Source organism: Adlercreutzia sp. ZJ138, from assembly GCF_011038935.1.
In the GTDB taxonomy this organism is placed as follows: Bacteria; Actinomycetota; Coriobacteriia; order Coriobacteriales; family Eggerthellaceae; genus ZJ141.
Map to the genome: position 1 here is coordinate 14,261 of NZ_JAAKEA010000002.1, position 13,753 is coordinate 28,013.

A 13,753-nucleotide genomic window follows, 5' to 3' on the forward strand; every position below is an offset into this window, starting at 1 on the left:
ACAAGGAGGGCATAACATGCCAGCGATCATAACCCACGACTTCTTTGGCCGAGATGTATACGACGACCTGTTCCAACTCATTGGCGGCTCGAAGGACGAAGCGGATGCGTTCCTGCTCGGAAACCAAGGGCCCGACCCACTGTTCTACAGTGTCATCACACCTACAGTCGCGCGCTTCCACACACTGGGCACACGCATGCACCTAGATGCGCCTTCCGAACTCATACATGCCTTGAAGGCGTCCATTTTCGAGCTTGACGAGCACGACCGCGCAATCGGTCGAGCCTACGCCTTAGGGTTTATCTGCCATTACTCACTCGACAGCACGATGCACCCATTCGTTTACGCAAGCCAGTTCGCCCTATGCGATGCCGGCGTACACGGACTTTCGCGCGAAGACGGCTCTGAAGTACATGCCATTATCGAAAGCGAGTTCGACGAAATGGTGCTGTTCACCAAACGAGGGCTTACCATTGCGTCTTTTAATCCCTCACGCGAAATCCTGCAGGCAAGCGAACGCGTACTGCGCATCATAAGTGCCATGTATGCCTTCGTTGCGAGCACCACCTATGGCGTGCGCGTGCCTAAGCACTTGTTCTCTATCGCCGTACACGATTTCCGCATCGCGCAGCGTGCGTTCCGCTCGCCTTCCGGCATCAAGCGCAGCATTGTGGGAGCCGCCGAAGAAATTGTTCGCCCGTACTCGTTCTTCCGCGCCATGAGCCATCGCAACGTTGCGCTTTCGCACAGCGCATTCGACAATCACGACCATGCGCCTTGGACGTGCCCATTCACGGGAAGCACCAGCACCGATGGATTTTGGGAATTGTACGATCAGGCCCTTCATGTGGCGAAGCGCAACATTGTCGCATTCGAAAGCCCCTCTTTCAGCGAAGCCGAAGCCCGTGCGCTCACCGGCGAGTTGAACTTCTCGGGTGAACCCGCAGCCGCCTACATCACCAGCGTCGAACCTATCTCCGCGAAGGAGGATGCATGCTCGAGGTAGTGCTTGCCATCCCCTACTGGCTAGAACTCACCGCAACGGTGTTTTGCGCCATCAGCGGTGCCATGGCGGCGGTACGCGCACATTACGACATTTTCGGCGTCGTGTGTCTCGCTATTGTCACGGGGCTTGCCGGCGGCATGATCCGCGACGTGTTCTTACAAAACTACGGCATTTACGCGTTCCAGCAACCCACACTCATCCTCGCCTGTGTGATTATGGGCTTGGTAGTGTTCTACCTGGGCAGGTTGGTCACGTATTTCAATCCTATCACCGACTTCGTCGAGTGCCTGTCAACTGCCCTGTTCGTGGTACTGGGCACAGGAAAAGCGCTGTCGGCCGGGCAAGAGGTGGTGCCTGCCATCATCCTGGGCATGATAACCGCAATCGGCGGCGGTGTTGTGCGTGACATCTGCATGACACGCCCCCCGTCGACGTTTCAAGCAGGCCCACTGTACTCCGTGGCAGCGCTCGTGGGAGCCACGGTGTTTGCGCTCATGAAGCAGAATCACCTGCTCGAACAATACGCCGCCACCTCATGCGTGATTCTGGTCATTGTGCTGCGCTACGCCGCGCTGTATTTCAATTGGAGCACGCAAACCGCCCGCGACCATTCGGGCATCGTAGTACGTGCCATCACGAAGCCGGTAGTTATCGCCGCGCAGAAGGCACGCCCGCCGAAAGGAAAACTCGCCCGCGAAAAGTCGCTAAGCACCTACGGCAAAATCGCGGCGCGCCTGCAGCAGTGGGTCACGCAGTTCGAGGTAGACGAGGTAACCGTTATCCCTAAGAACGCCGAGGGTGACAGTGCGTCAAACAGCAAGAGCCGCTCGATGTCCTGCCCCGATGAAGAAGAATGTATCGAAAGCGACCTGATAAGCGTCGACCGCGGCGAGCTGCGTAGCTTCCTCGAAGAGCTCTACGAGAAGCATCACCAGGTAAACGCCTCAAAACGCTAGGAAACATTGAGCAAGATGGCCTTGATCAGTGTTTCCTAGCGACCTTGCGCCGCACAGTAAAAGGCGGGCGCTTCCATTTGTGAAGCACCCGCCCTCATGGTAACTATCAAAGAGCTTATGTGAGCCTTGAGAGTTTACACGTTGCGCAACATGACGTCTTCCATGATGTTTGACACGTCTTCGCACGCATCGCAGCAACGCTCCATGCGCTCGAAGATCTGCGACCACACATGCACGCGCATTGGCTCATCACGATCCTCAGTGTGCAAGCTGCGGATGACATCGATATAGAGCTGGTCGCCCTCTTCCTCACAGTCGTTCACCTTGATAATAAGCTTCTTGAAGTGCTTCGACTTCTTGAAGTTGCGGAAGTCACCCATAGCCTCTTCAACCGCTTGGCAGCTCTTCTTGATAAGCTTCGCAAAGTCAATCGCATGTTCGTGCATGAAATGAATGTCGTACATGTAGAAGCGCAGGATAACGTCTTCAATAAGGTCAATAACACCGTCGAGGTTGTGAGCAAGCGCGAGAAGATCTTCGCGATCGAACGGCGTGATGAAGTCATTTGCCACACTTCTGCTAACCGCATGATTAATCTCGTCGCCCTGATGCTCGATTTCATGCGCCTTATCTATCACCGATTGCAACTTGTCGGCAGTGGTGAAGTTCTCGATGGCTTCGAGAAGCACCTCGGCCTCTTGAACTGCGAGCTTCGCCTGATGCTCAAATGCGTCGAAGTAGTCAAACCTGTCTTTCTTAGCCATAGCAGCGCCTTTCTCCTTAAAGCCCGCGTTCAAATAACGCGCAACTCAAGTGTAGCGCACTTTGAAACGTAAGAACCGCGTAAGGTGACAATTTGACACACTACTGGGCAAATGCCGCGAACACGCGCTTTCTTTCCACGCCAATGGTGGTGTAGTAGTTATGCCCAGGAAGCACGATGGTATCATCAGGCAGCGCCGCCAACCGCTTCAGCGATACTCGCATGTCATCCATACTGCTATCGTCGAAATCGGTGCGACCGATGGTTCCGTAAAACAGCGTGTCACCCGACAACAGTACCGGCTTCCCTTGCTTGTGTACTCCGAACTGCGGATCGAGATACAAGCAAATACCGCCTTTCGTGTGACCAGGCGTGGCAATAACCTTCCAGGCCATATTACCAATTTGCACAATGTCGCCATGCTCAACCACATGGTCAACCGGGCACGGCTCGGCCTTCACATGGCCCTCAGGAAGGGCAACGTCCCCTGAAATACGCGGCGCATCAACCGCCGAAGCGATGGTTATAGCCCCGGTCTTCTCGCGAAGTTCGCGCGCGGCACCCACGTGATCAGCGTGCCAGTGAGTGAGCACGATAGCGTCGATGGGCACACCACCCGCTGCTTCAATAATAGCGTCGGCCTGACCACCCGGATCGACCACCATAAGCCCTGCCCCATCGCTTATCTGGTACGTATTTACTTCCAAATAACCCGTGCGCTGATATGCGACGTCAACGCAGGTATTCTCAATCGCGTACTTCCTCGGCATTGCAATCCTTTCCGTTACAAACACTTGGGCGCATCCCGCGCATCGGCGCCTTACTTTGCCTTCTTCGACACACCGGGAACCATGCGGCGTGCGTCAAACACGCCCTCAATCCGGCGCAACTTGTCAAGCACTATCTCGATGCTGTTAATATCCGACACTTGGAACAAAAAGCGCATCTCAACCATGCTGTCGCGATGCGACGTGGTCGAACTCGACAAGACGTTCGCCCCCATGTCGCTGAGTACAACCACCACGTCGCGTAACAGATTCGTGCGATCAAGGCATTCCAAAAACACCTCGACCTTGTACGAGGTATTGCGCGGCAAATCGTTTTCCCACGACACCTCGATGATACGTTCCGGCGAGCGCTTGAGATCAACCGCGTTCGGACAGTCGGCTCGATGCACCGAAACACCGCGACCACGCGTCACGAACCCGAGTATCTCGTCGCCCGGAACAGGATTACAGCACCGACTCAAGCGCACCAGTACGTCATCAACACCACGCACCACAATGCCGTTGTCGGCATGTGTTTCGTGTCGCTTGGGCCGCTTCACGCTAGTGAGCATGGGTGGCATCTTGCCCGTCGACATGGCAGAGTTGGCAATACGTACCTCTTCACCCGACTCTGACCCGCGATCAACCAGAATCTTCAGCAGGCGATTCGCCACAGCCTGAGGGTTCTCACGACCGGTGCCGATGGCTACCAGCATGTCTTCATCGTCTTTGTAGCCCAGCGTATCGGCGACACCTTTAACGGCGCGTGTTGCCTGAGCGTTCGAAATACCCAACCCATGCTTGCGCATTTCACGGACCAGACGGTCGTGTCCTTCCTGCAAATCGTCCGATCGACTCGCTTTACTGAAGAAGGCACGAATCTTATGGCGCGCCGAGGTAGTTTTCACCATATTCAACCAGTTGCGCGATGGAGTGGCGCTTTTCTGCGTGAGAATTTCCACACGATCGCCCAGCTGCAGCTCGTACGACAGCGGCACAATTGAGCCGTTCACCTTCGCACCAACGCAGTGATTTCCCACCTCGGTGTGGATAGCATAGGCGAAATCGATCGGGGTTGACCCCGCGCGCAAGTTCATGACCTCGCCCTTCGGCGTGAACACGAACACTTCGCTCGGTGCCAAGTCGACTTTTAAGTCTTTCAGGAACTCGCGCGAGTCCTGTGTGTCGTCTTGCCAGTCAATCATCTGGCGCAACCACGCAAGCTGCTGATCCATCGCAGCGTCGCGAGAGGCACCCTTTTCCTTGTAGCGCCAGTGAGCCGCCACGCCATACTCGCTGGCGTGATGCATGTCCTCGGTTCTGATCTGCACCTCAAGCGGACGGCCCGCAGGTCCGATAACAGTGGTGTGCAGGCTTTGGTACATATTGAACTTGGGCATAGCAATGTAATCTTTGAAGCGTCCAGGCATGGGATGCCACAGGGTGTGTACCGCGCCGAGCGCCGAATAGCAGTCCTTCACCGTTTTCACGATGATACGCACGGCTATGAGGTCATAGATTTCCGAGAATCCCTTGCCCTTGCGCGTCATCTTCTGGTAGATAGACCACAGATGCTTCGGACGCCCCATAATCTGGGCGTCGATGCTCACCTTGTCCATTTCGCCGCGCAGTACGCCAATAACAAGCGCTAGGTATTCTTCACGCTCGGCACGGCTTTCGGTAACCATGCGCGATATCTGCTTGAACTTGTTGGGCTCAAGGTAGAAAAACGCCAGGTCCTCAAGCTCCCATTTAATGGAGTTGATGCCAAGCCGGTGTGCAATAGGCGCGTAGATTTCCAGCGTCTCGCGGCTCTTGAAGATGCGTCGGTCTTCGCGCAGCGCACCGAGCGTGCGCATGTTGTGCAGACGGTCTGCAAGCTTGATGACGATGACGCGGATGTCTTTGCTCATGGCCACAAACATCTTACGGATGGTCGCCGCCTGCTTATCGGATAGGCTTTCCACCTCAATGCGCGTAATTTTTGTCACGCCGTCAACAAGCTGGGATATCTGGGGGCTGAAGCGCTTCGCTACCAGCTCGCTTGTCACGTCGGTATCTTCAACCGTGTCATGCAGCAGTGCCGCGCACAGCGTTTCGACATCCATGCGCAAATCGGACAAAATGATGGCAACTTCCACCGGATGTGCAATGAAGGGCTCGCCGCTCTTGCGGCATTGACCCTCGTGTGCCTCGGAGGCGAAGCGAAATGCCCGCTCGAGCAGCGCCTCGTCGGCCTCGGACAGATAGATTCTTGTTAAGCGCTGCAATTCGGCGAAACGTTCTTCGGGCGAGCCGTTCGAGGCCAGCCTGGTTTTGACGTCGGTAGCAAACGCCTTTTGCGCAACATGTGCGCGCCCGATCATGTCGTCGTGATGCTCTGCTACGATGCCAGGTGTTGGCTTCACAGCTTGCTTCGCGGCTTCGCCAAGCAGCTCTTCGCGGTCGTTCGATGCGTCCATGCGCGCTCCTTCCTTCGCAGCGCCTATCGTAGCGCACCGGGGGTTTTGCATCCACCCGAATTCTCGTCATCATCGAAGCTGCGTGCATCGTTAGGCATGATCGGTCTCGATATGCGCCCGTGCACGGCATCCCGATCGCTTCTCATAACCCAGTCGCGAAACACATGGAACACTTCGCGCTCATCGAGGCCCTCACGGTAGCGGATGCTGTCAGTGAGCTCGACTTTGTTCTTCGTGTCAATCACGCGGATAGCATGTGCAACGCCGTCAGCGACATGCGTCGTATGGGTTTCAATAAGTCCTAGCTCGCGGAATACCGCAACTCCACACGCCGCCGCAGCCGCACTTACCGGAAATGCGTCGGTACTCGCCGCTGCGGCAAGATCGGCGTTACCCACCGCAAAGGACCCCGCCCCGCACTCGCGCTGCATCGCGCGCAGACGGCGGTACACCTGCGCCATGCAATCGTGATCGGGCGTCATGTCATGTAAGATGCGCTCATTTATGGAGCAGTCCTGCCGGCTAAATAGAAGATGCACGAATGCTGGTTTACCATCGCGACCAGCACGGCCGCTCATCTGATTGAACTCGATCTCGTTGAACGGTAAGTGGTACAGTGCCACGTGCCGAATGTCAGCGATATTCACACCTTCACCAAACGCGCTCGTAGCCACCAGTACCGACAGCGACCCGGTGCGGAACAAATCCTCAATACGCTTGCGCTCAAGGCGCGAGAGCCCCGCGTTGTAGAAACCAATCATCGGTGCCAACTGGGGCACGCGGCGACGAAGAGCGCGCGCCACAGCGACTGAGCGCTCGCGGGAATTTACGAAAATGAGCGTCTTTTGCCCCTGCGCAATGAGGTTCGCTAGGTAGTCGTCGCGGTTTCGGCAGTTGCGCTTGTCGACAACTCGCAGATTCGGGCGATCGGAGAAATCGAACACACGCTCCTTAATGGGAAGCTCACGCATGATAGCGGCCTCTGCCGCATCGTCAGCCGTTGCAGTGAGCGCCAAAACCACGACGTCGCCAAGCTTAGCCACCGACGACCCCAAGTTCGCATACGCACTGCGCTGTCCGGCGCGAGCAAGGGCGATGTGGTGAGCTTCGTCCACTACCACGAAGCGGATGCGACGCGCGGCAGCGAACTCGTCGGCGTGCCAGGCAAGAAACTCCGGTGTAGTCAGCACGACATCGATCGAGCCATCCGCCAGTCCAGCAAAGGAGCGGCGCCGTTCCTCGGGTGTGCTTTCCCCCGTGAGCGTGGCCACGCCAACACCAAACGATTCAAGCGAAGCGCGCAAATGAAATGCCTGATCAGCGATAAGTGCGCGTAGCGGATACACGAACAAACTTGCCTCGCCATCGCGCAATGCACGCGTGGCGGCATGCACCTGGAAGGTGAGCGACTTGCCGCGGCCTGTCGCCATAACAGCAAGCGTAGAGGCATTTTGCCCCAAATGGTCGAGGATGCGCCTTTGTGCGGGATGCAACTTCGCGTCGCCAATAATGGCGTGCACCACGGCGCGCTCCAAACCCTGCGGGTCGGCATCAGCAGTACGCCGCCAAATAGCTCGGCGACGTTCCTGCGCTGATTCGTACGCTTCCACCTCTTCAGGAGTGTGCTGATGATCGGTACACAAGTCGACATCGCTCATGGCGTACAAATCGGCCACGAAATTCAGGTTATCGGGGTCAAGACACGCTTCAAGCGCCACACATGCGCGGGCGGGGGAAAGCGACTGTAGCATGGCCTTCACACTGCGCCGACCACGCCATTCGTCAATTTGCACCTCAAATGCGGCATTCACCACGCTGTCAGTGTGCATAAGCGTGTCGATGTTCGAGCAATGGAACATGATGCCGGAAACCGTTCCTCGACCATCTGACAGCGTACAGGAGAAATGGTTCTTTTCTGCGCCCACGGCCCGACAGTTCGACAGCGTCACGTTACTCGCCAAAAACACCGGCGACTTGCGCTCCTGCCCAAACGGAGCCAGCATGTTCAGCTGCTGTGCACCTTCGAGCGTGAGCTCATCAAGCTCCACGCGAGCATCAATTTCGACAAGTGGGTGGAAATCGTCAGCAGGAAGCGCATCCATGTACGCACACAAGCGCCGCTCAAATTCAGGCAACACGTCGGCTGGCAACGTCACACCCACTGCCGCCTCGTGCCCACCAAAGCGAATACACAGATCAGATACGCTTTCCACTGCCTTGAACAGGTTTACCGTACCCACACTGCGACCGCTGCCACGAGCCTCGCCATCCTCGATCGTAAACAGCAAACACGGCACGCCGTACGCTTTCGACAGGCGACTTGCAACAATGCCCTTAACGCCCTCATGCCAGCCTTCGCCCGCCACCACCAGTGCCCGCTGCCCATGGTAGGTCTTTTCGGCTTCAGCCTTGGCAATTTCCGATAGCTCGGCTTCGATGGCACGGCGCTGATCGTTCACTGCTTCGAGCCGCTCGGCTAAGCGGTGAGCTTCTTCGAAATCATCGGTCATCAGCAGGTCGAGCGCCAATTGCGCGTCGCCCATACGTCCTGCCGCATTCAGGCGCGGCACCACGGAAAAGCTCATGTTGGTTGAGGTTACCTGCTTACCGGCCGCACCGCTCGTTTCCAAAAGCGCCGCGATACATGGGCGCGGATGCGCGTTCATACGAGCCAGACCGTCAGCAACGAGCGCACGGTTCTCGTCACGCATGGGCATGAGATCGGCCACTGTGCCTAACGTGGCGAAGTCGGTAAACTCGCGCCACAGGTGTGGCTGCCCAAAGCGCGCGCCTAACACCTGCACGAGCTTGAGTGCCACGCCAACGCCTGCCAGAATGGCACTGGGGCAATCGTCTCCGATCTTTGGATCGGCAACCGGCACACCAACGGGTACCGACTCGGAGGGTTCGTGGTGGTCGGTAACAGCAAATTTCAAGCCAGCATCCACGATCATGGCGGCTTCCTCCTTGCAGGAGATGCCGCAGTCAACCGTTACAATAAAGTCGGGTCCGAAACTGCACGCGCGCATGATAGACGCTTGCGACAGACCGTAACCCTCTTCGAAACGCCGCGGAATGAACGGCACAGCATCGGCCCCTAAGCAGCGCAGTCCACGCGTAAGTACCGTGGTAGCCGAAATACCGTCAAGGTCGAAATCGCCGAACACCAAAATGCGTTCGCCAGCACGCATGGCGCTCTCAAGCGCGTCGGCAACAGCGGCAAGACCGGGAATACTATACGGATCGAGCCAATCGCGACCGAGCGACGGCGTGAGAAAGCGCTTGGCATCTTCGACGGTGCGAATGCCGCGCGAAGCCATCACACGCGCCACAAACCGGGGAATGCCCAACTCGCGATGAATCAACTGAACGACGGCCGAATCGGCCGACTTAATGCTAAACTGAACCGACATGGTAATCGCGCCTCACATGCTGTAAACGTCATTTGGCCTTATTGTCCCACAACCCTCCCCGCATTTCATCGCGAATTACTCGCCGATTAGGGTACCCTGTAAGCGAACGCGTTTCGCCTTCGCTTTACACCCGCAAAGCAAAGCGAACCTTACGAACAGGAGAATGCCTATGGGAAACTGTCTCGTCGCGCAATCGGGCGGACCAACCGCCGTCATCAATGCCACTTTGGCGGGCGTCATCCGAGCAAACCAGCTCAACCCCATCTACGACCGCGTGTTTGGCGGCATCGGTGGTATCGAAGGCGTGCTGAACGGCGCGCTGTATGACCTGACAAATCTGACCAGCCATGAGCTCGACCTACTCAAACAAACACCCTCATCCACACTGGGAACGTGCCGGTACAAGATGAGACGCGACAACCCTGCCGATTTCGAGCGACTGCTCAATGTCTTAGATGACGCCAACATCGACGCGATGTTCTACATCGGCGGCAACGACTCGATGGACACCGTGGCTGCAATGGCGGAATACTCCATCACCCACGGCTCGGGCAAGCGCTTTATAGGAATACCTAAAACGGTCGACAATGACCTCATGAACGTTGACCACTGCCCCGGATTTGCCAGCGCGGCAAAAGTGGCGAATCAGATCGTGCATGCAACCGCTCTCGATTACGCCGCATATACACGACCTGAAGTGTTCGTACTAGAAACCATGGGACGCGACGCCGGCTGGCTAGCGGCGAGTTGTTGCGTCACTGGCGACGTTGACCTGGTAGTGCTGCCCGAAGTTGATTTCGACCGCGACTCGTTCCTTGACCAGGTAAAAGCATGTATGGAAGCAAAAGGCGAATGCTACATCGTGGTGTCTGAAGGAGCGCATTACGCAGATGGAACGTATGTTTCTGCAGGCAAAAGCGAAGATGACGGCTTCTCGCATGCGGTGCTCGGGGGCGCTGGAGCCGTTATCAAGCAGATGATTATCGACGCGCACATCGCGCCACGCGGCTTGGTTCAGGATCTGTCACGCGCCGCGCGGTCGAGCAACTTCGCACAAAGTTTGGTTGATGTTACCGAAGCGTATGAGCTGGGGCTCAGTGCCCACATGCGCAGTGCACACCCCGACTTCACCGCACAAGTGGTGGGCGTGGCCCCACGCTCAGCCGAAGAGATTGCAGCTGGCGAATACAACGCTCGCTTCTTTGCCAGACCCGCACGCGAGCTCGCCAACTACGTGCGTCACTTCCCTACCGAGTGGATTCTTCCCGACTACCGCGGCGTAACAGACGAGGCACTGTCGTACTTTCGTCCGCTGATCGAAGGAGAACCGAAGCTCATCATGGAAGGCGGCATACCTGCAACGCTGCCGCCATTCAGCCGGAGATAACGCACTCACGACGCATGCCGATCAAAAGAAAATGTGTCAGCGTGTGACAGTGGGTGTCTCTGACACGCTCTGGCACAACGATAGGAACCCGCGCCATTACAGCCGGGTTCCTATCGTTGATATCGTAGAACAGCGCGAACGAGCAGCAGCGTGAACGAGCCGCTTACTTCGCCACGATGTTCACCAGACGACCTGCAATAACGATCACCTTCACGACGTTTTTGCCCTCAAGCGCCCGCGAAACGGCCTCTTGCGCGGCGTCCTTCACCGTATCCTCGGCGGCGTCGGCGGCAACGGTGATCTTGGCCTTCACCTTGCCGTTCACCTGCACAGCAAGCTCCACCTCGTCGGCCTTGGCCTGATCGGGGTCAAACTCGGGCCACGCCTGGGTGTGTACGGAAATCCCTGCGTGCCCCAGCGCTGTCTGCCACAGCTCTTCAGCCCAGTGCGGCGCAATCGGCGCCATAAGCTTCACCAACACCTCGGCCACCTCGCGGCTGAAAGAACCTGCTTTCTCACACCCCAACCGACGCTCGGGCGAAGCTGCACGCAGAAATGCTCCAGCAGCATTCACGAGTTCCATGATCGCCGCGATGGCGGTGTTGAAGTTGTTGCGCTCGAAATCTTCGATAACCTTACCCACCACGCGGTGGCGCTCGCGGCGCAACTCGTCCATGGCCGCATGTGTGGCGTCCTTGTCGGCTTCAGTGCCGCTGAACAGGGTATCGTCGCCTGCCTCGCCCACCAGGTCGCACACCGTGCGCCAGGCGCGGTTCAGGAACTTATACATGCCCGCCAGGCCGTCTTCGTTCCACAGCTTCTCCTTGTCGGGCGGACCCATGAACAGCATGGTAGCACGTACCGCATCGGCACCGTAATTCGCGATCATTTCCTCAGGCGACACCACGTTGCCCTTCGATTTGCTCATAACCTCGCCGTTCGAATCAAGCACCATGCCTTGGCACAGCAGGTTGGTGAACGGTTCATCAAAGGAGAGCATTCCCATATCGCGCAGCACCTTCGTGAAGAAGCGGCTGTACAACAGGTGCAAAATGGCGTGCTCGATACCACCGATATACTGGTCAACCGGCATCCATGCGTTGGTCTTTTCCGGATCGAACGGTGCCTGCGCATTGTGTGGATCGGTGTAACGCATGTAGTACCAGCTTGAACACGTAAACGTATCCATGGTGTCGGTTTCGCGCCGTGCGGCCCCTCCGCAGACAGGGCACGTGCAGGACGCGAAACCCTCGTGTGTAGCAAGCGTTTCGCCAGCGGCCAGATCGATGTCTTCAGGCAGACGCACCGGCAGGTCTTCTTCGGGAACGGGTACCACACCGCACGTGGGGCAATGGATGGCAGGAATAGGGTTGCCCCAATAGCGCTGACGGGAAATAAGCCAGTCGCGCAGACGGAACTCCACCTTGCGACGGCCCGTGCCACTCCGCTCAAGTTCGGCGACTACGGCTTCCTCGGCCGGCGAGTGCTTGCCGCCCACAAGCCCCGTGTAAGGGCCGGACTGCACAAGAATACCCTCGGCTGCATAGGCGCACTCCCAATCAACCGTGGTAACTGCACGGTTTTGCTCGTCTTTGAGCTGGGGATACAGCGGGTCATCCTCACCTAAGATAATCGGAATAATAGGCAAGTCGTACTTGCGAGCGAACTCGAAGTCGCGTTGGTCACCACAGGGAACGGCCATGACTGCACCGGTACCGTAGTCGGCCACCACGTAGTCGGCAACCCACACAGGCACCTTCTCACCGTTGATGGGATTCACCACGTAGCGGCCCGTAAACACGCCGTGCTTCTCGTGGTCGCCCTGAGCGCGCTCCACGGCGCTTACCTTTGCCGCAGCCTCCACGAGCTCCATGACAGGCTTTTCATATTCGGTACCCGCTACCAAGTCGCGCAAGCCTTTGTATTCGGGAGCCAACACGAAAAAGCTGCAGCCGAACAGCGTATCAGCACGCGTGGTGAACACGGTGATGGTTTCCCAGGAGGATTGGTCGTTCTGATCGTTTGGATTGTTTTGGTCGCCCTGGTCGTTCGTAGCATCAGCGAGGCTTTCTGTGGTGCCCGAGATTGACGGGCTGGCGGAGGCGAAGCCTACTTCGGTAGGCGAGCCTTCGTCAGCATGGCAAGATTGGGTGCCACAGAAAGCCGCAGCGTCGGCCTGCTCCGCTTGTCCCGTCAGAGCAAGCGGAACTAATCTGAAATCGACTTCGGCGCCTTCCGAGCGACCGATCCAGTTCGCCTGCTGCTGCTTCACGCGCTCCGGCCAGCCTTCCAGCTGATCGAGATCGTCGAGCAGCTCCTGCGCGTAGTCGGTAATCTTAAAATACCACTGAGTGAGATCGCGCTTCTCAACCTCGGAGTTGCAGCGCCAGCAGCGGCCTTCGGTAACCTGCTCGTTTGCGAGCACCGTAGCGCAGCTTGGGCACCAGTTCACCGGCGAGTTGCGACGCTCAACCAGCCCACGCTTCCAGAACTGCAGGAAGATCCACTGGCCCCAGCGGTAGTACTCGGGGTCGCACGCCACCACGGTGCGGTCCCAGTCATAAGAAAACCCCATGCGCTTAAAGCTTGCCTTTTGCGTGTCGATGTTCGCATATGTCCACTTCGCGGGATGACTCTTGTGCTTGATGGCGGCGTTTTCCGCTGGCAGGCCAAACGCATCCCAACCCATAGGATGCAGCACATTGTACCCGCGCATCCGGGAATACCGCGCAACCACGTCACCATAGGTGTAGTTGCTCACATGTCCCATATGAATGTCGCCCGAGGGATACGGGAACATCTCGAGCACGTACTTTTTCGGCTTCGAAGGATCTTCCGTCACCTTATACAGGTCGGCGTCGGCCCAGACCTGCTGCCAGCGAGGTTCGATCTCGTGCGGATTATAAGCTTTCATGATCGCTCTTCCTTGCGTTGTAACGGGGTAAAATCGCAGGTGCCATTGTAGCAGTCTTGGCAAGGTTGCGTGCTTGATTCCACGT

The 13,753-nt window shown here is 57.3% G+C and carries 8 protein-coding genes; 3 read left to right on the plus strand and 5 right to left on the minus strand.

From position 1 onward, the window contains the following. Window positions 1–16: 16 nt before the first annotated feature. Window positions 17–1,006: a zinc dependent phospholipase C family protein gene (locus tag G7Y43_RS00985; protein WP_165043140.1), complete on the plus strand. Its 990-nt coding sequence runs from the start codon at window positions 17–19 to the stop codon at window positions 1,004–1,006. Next, on the plus strand, window positions 994–1,962 hold the full coding sequence (locus G7Y43_RS00990) for a trimeric intracellular cation channel family protein (protein ID WP_165043142.1): 969 nt from the start codon (window positions 994–996) through the stop codon (window positions 1,960–1,962). Before G7Y43_RS00985 ends, G7Y43_RS00990 begins: the two co-directional genes overlap by 13 nt. A gap of 134 nt (window positions 1,963–2,096) precedes the next feature. Here G7Y43_RS00990 and G7Y43_RS00995 read toward each other — a convergent pair whose 3' ends face one another. From G7Y43_RS00995 to recJ, 4 genes are all read right to left on the minus strand, one after another. Next, complete coding sequence (locus G7Y43_RS00995) at window positions 2,097–2,726, minus strand: DUF47 domain-containing protein (protein WP_165043144.1); 630 nt, start codon at window positions 2,724–2,726, stop codon at window positions 2,097–2,099. A 100-nt stretch (window positions 2,727–2,826) separates the two neighbouring features. Further along, window positions 2,827–3,495: an MBL fold metallo-hydrolase gene (locus G7Y43_RS01000; RefSeq protein WP_165043147.1), complete on the minus strand. Its 669-nt coding sequence runs from the start codon at window positions 3,493–3,495 to the stop codon at window positions 2,827–2,829. 50 nt (window positions 3,496–3,545) lie between these two features. Beyond that, window positions 3,546–5,954, minus strand: a complete 2,409-nt coding sequence (locus tag G7Y43_RS01005) for a bifunctional (p)ppGpp synthetase/guanosine-3',5'-bis(diphosphate) 3'-pyrophosphohydrolase (protein WP_165043149.1) — start codon at window positions 5,952–5,954, stop codon at window positions 3,546–3,548. Between the two features lie 23 nt (window positions 5,955–5,977). Next, window positions 5,978–9,367, minus strand: coding sequence for a single-stranded-DNA-specific exonuclease RecJ (gene recJ, locus G7Y43_RS01010; RefSeq protein ID WP_165043151.1), 3,390 nt, complete (start codon window positions 9,365–9,367; stop codon window positions 5,978–5,980). A 169-nt stretch (window positions 9,368–9,536) separates the two neighbouring features. Here recJ and G7Y43_RS01015 point away from each other — a divergent pair, with 169 nt between their 5' ends. After that, on the plus strand, window positions 9,537–10,754 hold the full coding sequence (locus tag G7Y43_RS01015; protein ID WP_165043153.1) for a diphosphate--fructose-6-phosphate 1-phosphotransferase: 1,218 nt from the start codon (window positions 9,537–9,539) through the stop codon (window positions 10,752–10,754). Between the two features lie 163 nt (window positions 10,755–10,917). Here the strand turns inward: G7Y43_RS01015 and leuS are convergent, their stop codons facing one another. Then, entirely contained in the window at window positions 10,918–13,668 is a 2,751-nt protein-coding gene (leuS, locus tag G7Y43_RS01020) for a leucine--tRNA ligase (RefSeq protein ID WP_241158089.1), read from the minus strand. Window positions 13,669–13,753 lie beyond the last annotated feature (85 nt).